Origin of the sequence: Arthrobacter sp. UYEF36 (genome assembly GCF_040547025.1) — a bacterium.
Taxonomy (GTDB): domain Bacteria; phylum Actinomycetota; class Actinomycetes; order Actinomycetales; family Micrococcaceae; genus Arthrobacter.
Genome location: NZ_JBEPOX010000003.1, coordinates 148,349 through 160,837, shown reverse-complemented (window position 1 = coordinate 160,837; position 12,489 = coordinate 148,349). Strand labels below are relative to the sequence as shown.

15 protein-coding genes are annotated in these 12,489 nt (G+C 68.6%); 5 read left to right on the top strand and 10 right to left on the bottom strand.

Translation table 11 applies throughout. The annotated features are described in order from the left end of the window. The gene (locus tag ABIB29_RS07160) at positions 1-975 is read right to left on the bottom strand and encodes an acyl-CoA thioesterase (RefSeq protein WP_354171373.1); all 975 of its coding nucleotides are present in this window, start codon (positions 973-975) and stop codon (positions 1-3) included. A 142-nt stretch (positions 976-1,117) separates the two neighbouring features. Then, complete coding sequence (locus ABIB29_RS07155) at positions 1,118-1,552, bottom strand: DoxX family protein (RefSeq protein WP_354171372.1); 435 nt, start codon at positions 1,550-1,552, stop codon at positions 1,118-1,120. 145 nt (positions 1,553-1,697) lie between these two features. Here ABIB29_RS07155 and ABIB29_RS07150 point away from each other — a divergent pair, with 145 nt between their 5' ends. The 3 genes from ABIB29_RS07150 (at position 1,698) to ABIB29_RS07140 (ending at position 4,177) form a co-directional block, all read left to right on the top strand. Further along, positions 1,698-3,053 carry an MATE family efflux transporter gene (locus ABIB29_RS07150; RefSeq protein ID WP_354171370.1) on the top strand — a complete coding sequence of 452 codons (1,356 nt, stop codon included), beginning with the start codon at positions 1,698-1,700 and terminating at the stop codon, positions 3,051-3,053. 80 nt (positions 3,054-3,133) lie between these two features. Continuing rightward, positions 3,134-3,727: a hypothetical protein gene (locus tag ABIB29_RS07145; RefSeq protein ID WP_354171369.1), complete on the top strand. Its 594-nt coding sequence runs from the start codon at positions 3,134-3,136 to the stop codon at positions 3,725-3,727. Positions 3,728-3,811: 84 nt separating this feature from the next. Continuing rightward, positions 3,812-4,177, top strand: coding sequence for a hypothetical protein (locus tag ABIB29_RS07140; RefSeq protein WP_354171367.1), 366 nt, complete (start codon positions 3,812-3,814; stop codon positions 4,175-4,177). Positions 4,178-4,197: 20 nt separating this feature from the next. On the opposite strand, the gene ABIB29_RS07135 is transcribed toward ABIB29_RS07140, so the two are convergent. Beyond that, positions 4,198-4,740, bottom strand: coding sequence for a CGNR zinc finger domain-containing protein (locus ABIB29_RS07135; RefSeq protein ID WP_354171366.1), 543 nt, complete (start codon positions 4,738-4,740; stop codon positions 4,198-4,200). Positions 4,741-4,917: 177 nt separating this feature from the next. Here ABIB29_RS07135 and ABIB29_RS07130 point away from each other — a divergent pair, with 177 nt between their 5' ends. Next, on the top strand, positions 4,918-5,871 hold the full coding sequence (locus ABIB29_RS07130) for an EamA family transporter (protein WP_354171590.1): 954 nt from the start codon (positions 4,918-4,920) through the stop codon (positions 5,869-5,871). 67 nt (positions 5,872-5,938) lie between these two features. On the opposite strand, the gene ABIB29_RS07125 is transcribed toward ABIB29_RS07130, so the two are convergent. Continuing rightward, positions 5,939-6,202 carry a hypothetical protein gene (locus ABIB29_RS07125; RefSeq protein ID WP_226775617.1) on the bottom strand — a complete coding sequence of 88 codons (264 nt, stop codon included), beginning with the start codon at positions 6,200-6,202 and terminating at the stop codon, positions 5,939-5,941. 177 nt (positions 6,203-6,379) lie between these two features. Here ABIB29_RS07125 and ABIB29_RS07120 point away from each other — a divergent pair, with 177 nt between their 5' ends. Then, positions 6,380-6,652: a DUF2277 domain-containing protein gene (locus tag ABIB29_RS07120; protein WP_354171364.1), complete on the top strand. Its 273-nt coding sequence runs from the start codon at positions 6,380-6,382 to the stop codon at positions 6,650-6,652. Positions 6,653-6,677: 25 nt separating this feature from the next. Here the strand turns inward: ABIB29_RS07120 and ABIB29_RS07115 are convergent, their stop codons facing one another. From ABIB29_RS07115 to ABIB29_RS07090, 6 genes are all read right to left on the bottom strand, one after another. After that, positions 6,678-9,092 (bottom strand): heavy metal translocating P-type ATPase, encoded by a 2,415-nt coding sequence (locus ABIB29_RS07115; RefSeq protein WP_502915575.1) that lies wholly within the window; start codon positions 9,090-9,092, stop codon positions 6,678-6,680. A gap of 116 nt (positions 9,093-9,208) precedes the next feature. Continuing rightward, positions 9,209-9,439, bottom strand: coding sequence for a heavy-metal-associated domain-containing protein (locus ABIB29_RS07110; protein ID WP_354171361.1), 231 nt, complete (start codon positions 9,437-9,439; stop codon positions 9,209-9,211). Between the two features lie 66 nt (positions 9,440-9,505). Continuing rightward, positions 9,506-9,853 (bottom strand): metal-sensitive transcriptional regulator, encoded by a 348-nt coding sequence (locus tag ABIB29_RS07105; RefSeq protein ID WP_354171359.1) that lies wholly within the window; start codon positions 9,851-9,853, stop codon positions 9,506-9,508. Between the two features lie 223 nt (positions 9,854-10,076). After that, on the bottom strand, positions 10,077-10,640 hold the full coding sequence (locus ABIB29_RS07100) for a DinB family protein (RefSeq protein ID WP_354171357.1): 564 nt from the start codon (positions 10,638-10,640) through the stop codon (positions 10,077-10,079). Positions 10,641-10,664: 24 nt separating this feature from the next. Continuing rightward, positions 10,665-11,177: a universal stress protein gene (locus tag ABIB29_RS07095; protein WP_354171356.1), complete on the bottom strand. Its 513-nt coding sequence runs from the start codon at positions 11,175-11,177 to the stop codon at positions 10,665-10,667. A gap of 39 nt (positions 11,178-11,216) precedes the next feature. After that, positions 11,217-12,488, bottom strand: coding sequence for an MFS transporter (locus tag ABIB29_RS07090; protein ID WP_354171354.1), 1,272 nt, complete (start codon positions 12,486-12,488; stop codon positions 11,217-11,219). Position 12,489: the final 1 nt, after the last annotated feature.

Here is a 12,489-nt window from a genome sequence, read left to right as displayed (position 1 = left end):
CTACTCGCCGCCGGCCCGGAGCAGGTGGTTGGGCAGCCGGTTCCCCGGTGCCCGGCCACGGATCTCCAACAGTTCGCGGGCGTGGGCGTGCAGCCGCTTGTCCTCCTCGGACACCGGCACCCACTGCGGGATCGGGACGGAGGTGCCGTGCTCGTCCCGTGCCACCATCACGGTCAGGCAGTACGTTGTGAGGTCCAGCTCGCGTCCCTTGGGATCTCCCGACCGGACGTGCACCGCAATGTGCATCCCCTTGGTTCCGGTGTAGACGAGTCGGGCCTCCACCTCCACCACGTGGCCGATGAGCAGCGGACGGTAGAACCGCACGCCACCGGAGAAGACGGCCACCGTGTCCAGCCCGCAGTACCGCGAGGCGCAGACGTAGGCTGCTTCGTCGATCCATTTCATGACGATGCCGCCGTGCACTTTGCCGCCCCAGTTCACATCCGTGGGGGCAGCGACGAAGCGGAGGACAACGTTCTCGGCGGTGCCGGCGTCGGTATATTCCTGTCCGCTCATCGCCTGGACGATGTCCTCGCGGACCTTGATCCGCGCCAGCGCATGGTCGCGCTGTTCGATTTCTTCCGGCGTGCCCGGCTCGAACTGTGGCACCGGAATGGGCTTGCCGTCAGCGCCGACGGCCACGAAGATCACCATGCACTGGCTGCGCATCGTGGCCGGGCCACCCTTCGGATCGCCCGAGGACACCACGGTGCGGATGTGCATGGAGGACCGGCCCGTATAGACGATCGTGGCCGTGACCTCAACCATGTCCCCGCTGTTGACCGGGTCCGCAAAGTGGATGTTCCCCACATAGGCCGTCACACAGTAGGACTTGGACCAGCCGACCGCCGCGGCATATGCCGCCTTGTCCACCCACTCGAGCACGGTGCCGGCGTCGACCGAACCGCTGTGGCCGACGTCGGTGGGCGCGGCGAGGAAGCGCAGGGTTACGGCATTGGCAGCAGTCTCACTCATGGAAGTGAGTTTACTGACGGGCCGCGAAAGCGTCGCGGGCGGGGACACAAACGCTGCCCGGGGCGCCACACAAGGTACGACGGCGGGCGGCCGCCTGTTGGTGACCGCCCGCCGGCACGCGCCGCCTGGCGCAGGAAATTCCTTAGGCCAGGACGCCGAGCCTGGAGCCGGTGCGGCCGAAGAGGGCCTTGTCCACGGAGACCTTGCCGGCACCGACAAGGGCCACGGCCAGGGCTGCGGCGGCCAGGATGAGCACCAGCTCGTAACCGCCCGTGGCAGCAAAGATTCCTGCCGGGGCATGGACCAGGAATAGGGCGCCAAGCATATTAACTGCGAGCAGGGCGGCGAACACGCGGGTGAGCACACCCAGGATCAGGGCGATGCCGCCGACAAGTTCCAGTGTGGCGACGACCGGTGCTACAAGGTTGGCGGCCGGAACGCCCATCTGCGAAAAGGCGGCCTGCGTCCCTGCGATGGTGAACTCGTTGAATTTCTGCCAGCCGTGGGCGGCGAAGAGGAATCCGGTGACGATGCGCAGGATGGTGCGGGCCGTGGTGGTGAGTGTGGGCTGGTTCATGGGATGCCGTTCTGACGTAGGTGCCGCGGCGGGGCGGCCCGCCGCGGATTTAGTTGAAGTTTCAACTTATAGTTTTCCGGCATGTAGTTGAAATGTCAACTAATGTGTAGCAATACGACACCGCGGGTGCCGCTAGGGTGGTTCCGTGCACGCCTCCGCCCCGACTCCCGCAGCCGTCCCATCCGCGGCGGGCCGCCGGAGGGAAATTCTGCGCCTGGCAGTCCCGGCCTTCGGTGCGCTGATCGCCGAACCACTGTTCCTCCTGGCGGATGCGGCAATCGTTGGTCACCTCGGCGTAGCGCAGCTCGCCGGCGTCGGACTGGCGTCCGCGGTGCTGCATACCGTGGTGGGCCTCATGGTGTTCCTCGCCTACTCCACCACTCCGGCTGTGGCGCGGGCGATCGGCAACGGGCAGCTGACCAGGGCCCTGGCCGCGGGGCGGGACGGCGTCTGGCTCGCCCTGCTGCTTGGACTCGTCCTGGCCGCCGCCGGGTTTCTCGCCGCCGAACCGGTACTGGACCTGATGGGCGCCCGCGGAGAAGTGCGGGTCTTCGCCGTGGACTACCTGCGCTGGTCGATGCCCGGACTTGTCGCGATGCTGCTCATTTTTGCCGGCACCGGCGTGCTGCGTGGCCTGCAGGACACCCGCACGCCGCTGTTCGTCGCGGCCGCCGGTTTCACGCTGAACATTGTGCTGAACCTCTTCCTGGTCTACGGGCTGCAGTGGTCCGTTGCCGGCTCGGCAATCGGCACAAGCATCGCCCAATGGGCGATGGCACTGGTCTACGTGGTCATGGTCCAGCGCAATGCCCGCAACCACGGCGTGTCCCTGCTGCCCGACTGGCGCGGCATCCGGGCCCTGACCAGAGTGGGCTCGTGGCTGATGCTGCGGACTCTCAGCCTGCGCATCGCGATCCTCGCCACGGTAGTGGTGGTCACTGCCCAGGGGCAGGTCAACCTGGCTGCCCACCAGCTCGCGATGACCGTCTTTACCTTCCTGGCGTTCGCCCTCGACGCCCTCGCCATCGCCGCGCAGGCGCTGATCGGCAAGGAACTCGGCGCCTCCCGCCCGGCGGCGGCGCGCGGGCTCACCGGAACCATGGTCCGCTGGGGCCTCGGGTTCGGGGTACTGACCGGGGTCCTGCTGGCGGCCGCGGCACCGTGGGCGGGGCTGCTCTTCACGTCCGACGCGGACGTCCGGGCCGCGCTCACGCTGGCGCTGTGGGTACTCGCTGCCGGGCAGCCGCTCGCCGGCTATGTTTTTGTCCTCGACGGCGTGCTGATCGGCGCGGGGGATGCGAAGTACCTGGCGCTGGCCGGCGTCGTGAGTCTCGCCGTATATCTGCCGCTGCTGCTGGCCGTCCGGCAGTCCGGGGCCGACGGCGGCGCGGGCCTGCTCTGGCTGTGGGCGGCGTTCTCGCTGGGCTACATGGCCGCCAGGGCTGTGACGCTCGGCCTCCGCGCGCGGACGGACCGGTGGATGGTGCTCGGCTCACACTGAGCCGCCCGGCTTTCCCGCCGCGTACGGGCCCGTGCCGCGTACCGGCCCGAGCGGGTGCGGCTTCGCACTAAACTGGTCGGGTGACTCTCCCCGCAGACCCCGACGCCTCCACCGCCCTGCCCGCCGCGGCGGATCTCTGGAAACCCGTGCTTGTCCGGGCCGCCGTAGCACTGGCATTCGGCGCCGTGACCGTGTTCTGGGCTGCGCCATCCACGGAGGGCATGGGCTGGGCCGGCGGGCTCTATCTGCTGGCCACGGGTTTGGTGCTGCTCTGGAGCGTGAACAAGACCGGGCTCCGCGCCGGGTCCGCGTCCAGCAAGGCCCTGTCAGCCGCCGGCGCCGTTCTGACCGGAACCGGCGCCACGGTCGGGCTCATGTCCGGGAACCTGGTCTTCGGTATCCTGGCCGCCTTGGGACTTGGCCTCGCCGGCGCCGCGGAGCTCCACCTTGGGATCACCAACCGCGGCCGGTCCGTGCTGGCCCGCGACTGGATCGCCTCCGGTGTGGTCGGGGTGGGTACCGCGTGCCTGCTGCCGTTCTTCATGGACCTCGGACCACACGCACTGCTCGGCGTCGCCGGCGGCGGTGCCATCATCAGCGGGGTGCTCTGGATGCTGGCCGGGCTGACCTTGCGGCACGATGCACGGGCCGATTCTGCGGAGGCCGTAAACTAGTACCGACAGGTTCTACCTTGCGTAGAACGATTGCGGCATCACAACTGCCACGCCTGGCGGCGTCGGCTGCAGGAGGAAAGTACCTTGGCACAGCAGAAATCTGGAGAACCGCGCAAGCTGCGCACCTCGGTCAAGGGACCGCTCATGTTCTCCGCGTTCTGGGCTGTGCTGGCCTTCGTGGCCACGCTCATTTTCGCCTCCGGCGGCAGCGCCAAGACCCCGCGCTTTGACCTGGCCTTCACCGCCGCCGGCATCGCCTTCATTGTTATTCTGGTGGTGCTCGCCATGCTTTCTATGGGCCACAAGCCCAACGACGAGCAGCTTGGCAAGGGGTCCGGCGTCAACCTGAGTTCCCGGGACTCCGGGCACGGCGGCCACCCGGCGCAGCCCCGGCCGGACGCCGGCGCCCCGGACGCCGGCCCCCACAGCTCCGGCGACGACGTCCGCTAGGACCGCGCTGCACGACCCGCTCAGGACGCCGCCTTCCGGGCGCGATAAGCCGCCACATGCGCCCGGTTCGCGCAGTTACCGGTGTCGCAGTAGCGCTTGGAACGGTTCCTGCTGAGGTCCAGCACGACGGCGTCGCAGTCCTCGGCGGCGCACACCAGCATGCGGTCCATTTCCTTGCCGCGGATAACATCGACCAGGGCCATGGCGGCCTCTGTGCTCATCCGGTCCGCCAGCGGAGCCTCCGGGGTGGTGGCGTGCAGGTGCCAGTCCCATTCATCGTGTTTGACGAGCTGGGGGAGCGCCTGTGCCTCCCGCAGCAGCCGGTTTACGGTGTCCACGGCGGTGGATTCGTTTGCTAGCCAGAGGGCGGCGAGCTCGCCGCGGAGGCGGTGCACGCTGGCAAGTTCGGCCGCGTCCCGGGTCCGCGAACCGGTGAATCCCTCGGCTTCCAGAAACCGATCCAGATCTTCGGCCGTGGACAGGTGCTCATCCCCGTTGGCCGCCGAGTTGATCAGGTTGACCACAGACCGCAGGGCAACTTCCGTGTCAGGGGCAAAAAGCATCTTGACTCCTTACGTCGGCGTGGCGTACTGTCATGAGCATAACCCTACTTTACTCCTGACAGGAGGCAGCCCGTGTCTGCCGCACGCCGCACCGCCGAAGCACCGGCCACGATCGACGCCGGAGGGCGCGCCCCCGGAACGCCCGGTGCCGGCAAGCCCGGCGCGGCATCAGCATTCATGGCGTCGGGTCTGGGGGTTGCCCTGTTTTCCTCGGCCGTTTTCGGTCTCTCCGGTTCCTTTGCCAAGGCGCTGTTGGAGACCGGCTGGACCCCCGGGGCAGCCGTCACCGCCCGCCTCACCGGGGCGGCAGTCATCCTGGCCATTCCCGCCATTCCGGCGCTGCGTGGGCGCTGGCACCAGCTCAGGGACAACTGGCTCACGGTGTTGCTCTTCGGCCTCATCGGGGTCGCCGCGTGCCAGCTGTTCTATTTCAACGCGGTGGCCCGCCTGTCGGTAGGGGTCGCCCTGCTGCTGGAATACCTGGCACCAGTGATCATCGTGCTGTGGCTCTGGGCCGCCAGCCGCAAACGCCCGCGGCCCCTGACGATTGCCGGAACACTGCTGTCCCTGGGCGGGCTGGTCCTGGTCCTGGACCTCACGGGGGCCGTCAAGATCGACCTCATCGGCGTGCTGTGGGGGATCGCGGCCGCGGTCTGCCTGGCCATCTACTTCTTCATCACGGCCAAGGAAAACGACACCCTCCCACCGATCGTCCTCGCCTCCGGGGGACTCATGGTCGGCGCCGTCATCATGTGGCTTGCCGCGGCAACGGGCCTGCTGCCGATGGCTTTCAGCACGGCGGACACCCGGCTGGGCCCCTGGGTCACCCCCTGGTGGGTGGCCCTGGGTGGACTTGTGGTGCTGGCCACCGTGCTCGCCTACGTATCCGGCATTGTGGCGGCGCGGGCACTCGGCTCCAAGGTGGCGTCCTTCGTCTCGCTGACCGAGGTCCTGTTCGCCGTCGTCTGGGCGTGGTTGCTGCTGGGTGAACTGCCGGGCCCCATCCAACTCATCGGCGGGCTGCTGATTGTTGGCGGCGTCGTGCTGGTCCGGCTGGACGAGTTGCGGACCCCGTCCGGTGCCGGCCCGGCGGCGCTCGACCATGCGAACGACGTCGAACCCGTGCCGTAGGCAGGGCCCGACAAAGCCGGCCCGGACGCAGTAGCGTCCGGGCCGGTTGGATTCTGTGGGCGTCTGCCTAGCGGGAAGCGCTTTCCTGCTCCGTGGCGTTGCGGCTGGCCTGCTTGCCGGCCTCCTGCAGCGCCTGGGAGACCTTCGCCAGCGCGGCAACGTGCTGGCCGTTCCATTCGCTACGGAACTTGTCGGCGTCCGGACCCTTCCAGTCGGTGCCCTCGAGCACCTTGGTCAGCATCGATTTCTGCTTGTCGATCTCCGAAGAACCTGCCTGCAGCTTAGTCCCAAGAGTCTTGAGCTGAGCAATGTCTGCACCCCAAATAGCCATTCGAAAAATCTCCTCAAGTGGTAGAACCGGACCCGGGCCCTGTTGGCGCCCCCCGGCGGATCCCGGCTGCTCCGGAAGATCCAATGCCCCCAAACTATCCTGCCTGCCGAAAAAGTGTCGATGGGCAGCCCTCCCCATGCCCTCGATCCCAGGCGTCTTGGCACCTAGCATGGAGGTATGTGCCGAAATATCCGGACCCTCCACAATTTCGAGCCGCACGCTACCACCGCCGAGGTGGAAGCGGCCGCGCTGCAATACGTGCGCAAGATCAGTGGCAGCACCAAGCCGTCCAAGGCCAACGAGGAGGCCTTCAACCGGGCGGTGCACGAGATTGCCCACGCCACCGCGCACCTGCTCGACTCCCTGGTGACCCACGCTCCGGCAAAGGACCGCGGGGAGGAAGAGGCCAAGGCGAAGGCCAGGGCTGCCGTCCGCTACGGCGCGGCCTGACGGGCAGCGCCCGGCCAGAGGCGCCCTACTTGCCGAAGCTGCGCAGCCGCAGCGAGTTCGCCACGACCAGCACGGAGCTGGCGGCCATCGCGGCGCCGGCGATCATCGGGTTGAGCAGGCCCAGGGCCGCCACCGGGATCCCGACGGCGTTGTAGAAGAAGGCCCAGAAGAGGTTGGTCTTGATGGTGGCCAGGGTCCGCCGGGACAGCTCGATGGCCTGGACGACCTGTCCGAGTTCGTTGCCCATGACCGTCAGGTCAGCGGCCTCGATCGCCACGTCAGTGCCGGAGCCCATGGCGATGCCCAGGTCCGCCTGGGCCAGCGCCGCGGCGTCGTTTACTCCGTCGCCGGCCATGGCCACGGTGGCTCCGGCGGCCTGCAGTTTCCGCACGGCCTCGACCTTGCCCTCCGGCAGCACCCCGGCGAACACATCCTCCGCAGCGATGCCGACGGCGGCTGCCACCTGCGCGGCGACGGCGGCGTTGTCCCCGGTCAGGAGGATCGGACGCAGTCCGAGTTCCCGGAGCCGCTGGATCGCGGCGGCGGAGCCCGGCTTGAGTGTATCCCGCAGGCTGATGATTCCGGCTGGCTCCCCGTCCACGGCAAGCCAGACCGCGGTGGCCCCGGAGCCCTCGGCATTGCCCAGCGCCTCCAGCTGCGCCGCAGTAAAGGCGATGCCGTTCTCCTGCAGCCAGCCCGTGCGGCCGGCCGTCACGAGCCGGCCCCCGACGGTACCCTGGACCCCGCCGCCGGGCGCGGAGCGGAAGCTGGAAACGGAGGGAAGGCCACCGGCGTCGTTGTCGCGGCGCTCCGCCGAGAGTGCGGCAGCGGCGACGGCGCGGGCAATCGGGTGTTCCGATGCGGCCTCGACCGCGCCGGCCAGGCGTAGAACCTCAGCGGGGCTGAAGGTTCCGAACGCCTCGGTGCCGGCGACGGCCAGATGGCCGCTGGTTACGGTGCCGGTCTTGTCCAGCAGGATGGTGTCAACGGTCCGGGTGTCCTCAAGGACCTGCGGCCCTTTGATCAGGATGCCCAGCTGCGCCCCCCGGCCGGTCCCGGTGAGCAGCCCCACGGGGGTGGCCAGGCCCAGGGCGCACGGGCAGGCGATGACCAGCACGGCGACAGCGGCCGTGAAAGCGGCGCGCAGTTCGGCGTCGCTGATGTCCGGGGCGGCTGCCAGCAGCCAGGCGATGAAGGTAACCGTGGCGATGGCCAGGACCACCGGCACGAACACCGAGCTGATCCGGTCCGCGAGGCGCGCGATCGGCGCCTTGCCGGTTTGGGCCTGGGAGACCAGCCGGCCCATCTGGGCCAGGGTGGTTTCGGCGCCGACGCGCGTGGCGCGGACCAGCAGCCGGCCGGAAGTGTTGATGGTGGCGCCCGTGACCGGACTGTCGGGGCCGACCTCCACCGGCACTGACTCGCCTGTTACCAGCGAGGCATCGACTGCGGAGGACCCCTCGACGACGACGCCGTCGGTCGCGATTTTCTCGCCCGGGCGGACCACAATGACGTCCCCCACCCCCAGCTGATCGGCCGGGATCTGCTGCTCCTCGCCGCCGCGGAGGACCGTGGCATCCTTGGCGCCCAGGTTCAGCAGCGCCTTGAGGGCGTCTCCGGCCTTCTGTTTGGCATTGGCCTCCAAATACCGCCCGAGCAGCAGGAAGGTGGTGACCACCGCGGCCACCTCGAAGTAGAGCCCGCCGGACCCCGTGCCCGCCATATCTTCCATCCCCGGGTGGCTGGTCATCTGCGGGTCCGCTAAGAGCTGCCAGGCCGAGAAGACGTAGGCCGCGCTCACGCCGATGGAGACGAGCGTATCCATCGTGGAGGCGAAGTGCCGGGCGTTGATGGCGGCGGCCCGGTGGAACGGCCAGGCCGCCCAGGTGACCACGGGCAGGGCCAAGGCTCCCGCGACCCAGCCCCAGTTGGCGAACTGGAAGGCCGGGAACATGGAAATCAGGAACACCGGGATGGTGAGGATGGCTGCGACGATCAGGCGCGGGCGGAGCTTGGCCGCCGGGTGGGTCGCAGTTTGGTGGTCGGGTGCGTCGCCACCGGCCACATGCTCCGCGTGCTCGGTCGTTCCTCCCCGCCGACCCCCTAGCCTCGCAAGCTCGGCCAGGGAACCCTGTCGGCGTGGCCCCACCTTAGACGCACGCTTCCGCATGTCCCCGGCGGCGACGCTCTGGTCACCCTCACTGGCGGTTTCAGTCGACGCCTGAACCCCGACGGGCCTTTTTTGCGGCGTTGGGTACTTGGGAGTGCGGATCGTGGCCTTGTATCCTGCGGCTGCTACCGTCTCGGTGATTTGGGCGTCGGTGACGGCTGCGGGGACTGTGACCTGGGCTGATTCCAGGGGCAGGTTGACGGTGGCGGTGACGCCGTCGAGCTTGCCGAGCTTGCGTTCGACCCGGCCGACGCAGGAGGCGCAGGTCATCCCCTCGATGTCGAGCTCGATCACCCGGCTTCCGGGCTGGTCCAGCAGTTGCTCTTTACTCACGGTGTCCCCTGTCCTTCTGGTTTGCGCTGCGTGGTGTGCCAGGCCGGTGGTGCTCAGGATTCGTTGGACACGACCAGGTACCCGGCCTCGGCAACGGCCTCGCCGACTTCGGCGGCTGACAGGGCGCCGGTGGAGGTGATGGTGACGGTGGAAATGCCGCCGGAGTTGAGGTCCACGTCGATTGTCTCGACGCCGGCCAGGGACTCAAGCTCTTCGCTGACAGAGGATACGCAGTGGCCGCAGGTCATGCCGGAAACGTTGACGGTGGTGGAAACGGTGCTCATGGCTTGCTCCTAGGGGTGGGCTGCTGGTGGTTCGTCAGCCCCGTTGGGTGTTGGGTGGTGTTGCCGCTACCGCAGCAGGCGGCCGATGGCATCGGTGGCCTCTTTGACCTTGAAGTCGATGGCCTCAGCCCGCAGCTCCGCGTCCGGTTCGGAGGCGGCGCCGACGACGCAGTGGCCGATGTGCTCCTCCACCAGTCCGAGGCTGACGGCGTGCAGGGCTTTCGTAACGGCGGCGACCTGCGTGAGGATGTCGATGCAGTACTTGTCCTCATCGACCATGCGGGCGATGCCGCGCACCTGACCCTCGATACGTTTCAGCCGCAGCAAGTAGGCGTCCTTATTGGACGAGTAACCATGCTGTTGATGCTGCTCGGCGGCCGCTGGTTCCACGGCGGCGGTTTCGGGCTCGTTCATAAGCCCAACATATACCCCCAAGGGGTATAGTGCAAGTACCCCGCAGGGGTATCCGTTTGCCGGTCACAGGGGCAGAACGTTTCGGACACAAAAGAGCTCCGGAGTGCGTTATTGGGGGATACGCACTCCGGAGCCGTCTTTGGGTCGGCGGTCATTCTCCCGCCTACGAATCCAAGCTTACGGGGCCGCGGGTGAAGAAAGCCAGCACCCCGAATAACAACATTCATTTTATTTTCGGGGGACCCGGTTGCGCCCCCGGAGCCGCGTCCAAGGACAACTGCGCTGCGTGGAAATCGAAATGCGCCACGGGGTACGCGTAGACGTCCGCCAGGGTCATGGCCTCTTTGAAGAAGGGGTCCCAGCGCGTCGGGAAGTACATCCGGGAGGCCAGGCCAGGTTCCGGCTCCCGCCGCAACCGCCGCTCCAGTGCCGAGGTCACCCGGCGCAGCTTGGCGGAAGTCCGTCGGCGGTTGAAGATTCGCGCGCCTCCCTTGGAGCCCCAGTAGTTGACGGCGTCGAACGGGACGGTCCCGGCGTTCAGCAGCCACGCGAAACCGCGGTTAACGGGGACAGGCAGCCGTCCGAAGATCCGCACCACCGGAAGCAGGGCCAGCACCACAACATAGCCGAACACCATGTGGTACAGCAGCTCCTCGTTGGTCCAGCGGGTGCCCGCACTGCGGCGGTGGAGCGTTTCGGGCGAGGCGGCTGCCAGGGTCGCTTCGAGCCCCGCGCAGTTGCGCCGATACGCGGCAATGACGGCTTCCCGGTCCAGCGGTACGGTCACGCCGGCCCGCAGTCGGTCAACATGTCAGGGGCTGTTTCTGGTTCGGTGGCGGACGGCGGCCCGGACCGGAACGATGAGGATCGGATGGTCCTGATGGTGGCTGAGCCACGCGGCCACCGATCCGTTGAGGGCTGCGGAAATCCGGTGACCCAGCCCGGGTTCCGGTGTGCCCACGATGATCATCGCAGCCCCGACCTCGGCTGCCAGTCTGCCCAGCGCCCGGGCGGGGTCTCCGGCCAGCGTCCGCAGGGTCCAATGGATGCCAAGGGCGTCGCAGGCTGAGCCGATCTTGTTCCGCAACTCCTGGGTCACGGCCCGGATTTCAGCGTTGTCAGTGTCCGGATGCAGGGAGAGCCGGTGCGCGGACCGCGCCGGATCCCACTCCACGAGATAGCTCGCCTCATCGACATGGGCGCAGATCAACGGCGCGGCGAGTTTCGAGGCAAGTGAGGCGGCAGTCTGCAGCACTTCGGGGCTCTGCCCCGGGAGCACGCCGACCACGAGGGGCGGCGGACCACTCGTGCGTTCGGCGGACATACTCAATTGTGGCCCCCGCCCCGCGCCGGGAACAGGGACTTACTCCCTGATCTTTCCGCGGGCCAGCGGTGCGGAATCCGTCTGGTCCGTGCCGGGGGGCCCCTTGCGGGGTGCCGCTCCGACGGTGAGCAACGCTCCGGCGGCCAGGGCGGCAAGGCCGGCGGCGCCCGCCATGGCGTAGGCCATCCCGGTGTAGCTGCCCAGCCAGCCGGCAAGCGCCGGTCCGGCAGCGGGTGCCAGCGCCGTCACCGCGGTCAGGGGGGCGGCAAAGCGTCCCTGCAAAGCGCCCAGATTGGACATGCCCCACCGCTCGGCCACGATCGTGGCCTGCAGCAGCGTCTGGCAGCCGCGGACCGCCCCGGCGAACACTCCCGCCGCGATCAGCAACCCCGGCGGCCCCGGGAGGACGGCGAGCGAGAGGACCGCTGCGGCGCCAGCCCCGGCGATGGTGGCCACCCCGGCACGGGCAGGAATGCCGGCGAACAGGAGCCGCCCGCCGACCTGCCCCGCCCCCACCAGGCCGAGGCCCAGCGCAGCGGCAGCGTAGCTGGCCCCTTTTTCCATCAGCAGCGGAATGATGTTCAGCGTCACCGTGTAAAGCCCCAGGCACAGCAGCACCATGAGCGCCTGCAGGCCCAGAAACGCCGGGCTTCGGGCGATGGCCCGAACCCGGAGGTGGTCCGCGGCGGGCCGGGCGGGGTGCGCCGCGGCCGGCCAGGTGCGGTTGAGGAAGCGTGCGTGCAGCGGGACCGTCACCAGCCCCAGCAGCGCGGCGAGGACCAGGAAGGTGCTGCGCCAGCCGACGGCGGCGGTGAGGCCTGCGGTCAGCGGGACGAAAATCGTGGAGGCAAAGCCTGCCACGAGCGTCAGCGTGGTCAGCGGACGGACCCTGTCGCGGCCGTACCAGCGGCTGATCACGGTGAAGGCCGGCTGATAGAGGATGGCGGCCTGGGCGGTTCCTGCCAGCAGCCATGCGGCCGCAAACAGCGGCAGGTTCGGGGCCAGGCTGACTAGCACCAGCGCCAGGACGCCAACCAGTGAGCCACAGACCATCAGGGTCCGCGGCCCGGTGCGGTCCAGGACCCGGCCCACGTGGATGCCGGCGAGGGCTGACACCAGCAGTCCGGCGGAGAAGGACGCCGTCACCAGGGCAGGATCCCAGCCGGTGTCCTCGCTGATCGGCCGCACAGCGGCGGGAAGGGAGTAGTAGAGCAGGCCCCACCCCGTCGTCTGGGTGATGCACAGCGAGACCAGGCCACCCCGGGGAGCGCCGGCAGCGGCAGGCTGCGGTGACATTCCGGGAGCGGCCATG

Coding starts and splice junctions, on each gene's coding strand:
- ABIB29_RS07090 (WP_354171354.1), bottom strand. CDS start 12,488: ATGGCCGCTCCCGGAATGTCACCGCAGCCTGCCGCTGCCGGCGCTCCC.
- ABIB29_RS07095 (WP_354171356.1), bottom strand. CDS start 11,177: ATGTCCGCCGAACGCACGAGTGGTCCGCCGCCCCTCGTGGTCGGCGTG.
- ABIB29_RS07120 (WP_354171364.1), top strand. CDS start 6,380: ATGTGCCGAAATATCCGGACCCTCCACAATTTCGAGCCGCACGCTACC.
- ABIB29_RS07125 (WP_226775617.1), bottom strand. CDS start 6,202: ATGGCTATTTGGGGTGCAGACATTGCTCAGCTCAAGACTCTTGGGACT.
- ABIB29_RS07135 (WP_354171366.1), bottom strand. CDS start 4,740: ATGCTTTTTGCCCCTGACACGGAAGTTGCCCTGCGGTCTGTGGTCAAC.
- ABIB29_RS07130 (WP_354171590.1), top strand. CDS start 4,918: ATGGCGTCGGGTCTGGGGGTTGCCCTGTTTTCCTCGGCCGTTTTCGGT.
- ABIB29_RS07160 (WP_354171373.1), bottom strand. CDS start 975: ATGAGTGAGACTGCTGCCAATGCCGTAACCCTGCGCTTCCTCGCCGCG.
- ABIB29_RS07110 (WP_354171361.1), bottom strand. CDS start 9,439: ATGAGCACCGTTTCCACCACCGTCAACGTTTCCGGCATGACCTGCGGC.
- ABIB29_RS07155 (WP_354171372.1), bottom strand. CDS start 1,552: ATGAACCAGCCCACACTCACCACCACGGCCCGCACCATCCTGCGCATC.
- ABIB29_RS07105 (WP_354171359.1), bottom strand. CDS start 9,853: ATGAACGAGCCCGAAACCGCCGCCGTGGAACCAGCGGCCGCCGAGCAG.
- ABIB29_RS07115 (WP_502915575.1), bottom strand. CDS start 9,092: ATGACCTGCGCCTCCTGCGTCGGCCGGGTCGAACGCAAGCTCGGCAAG.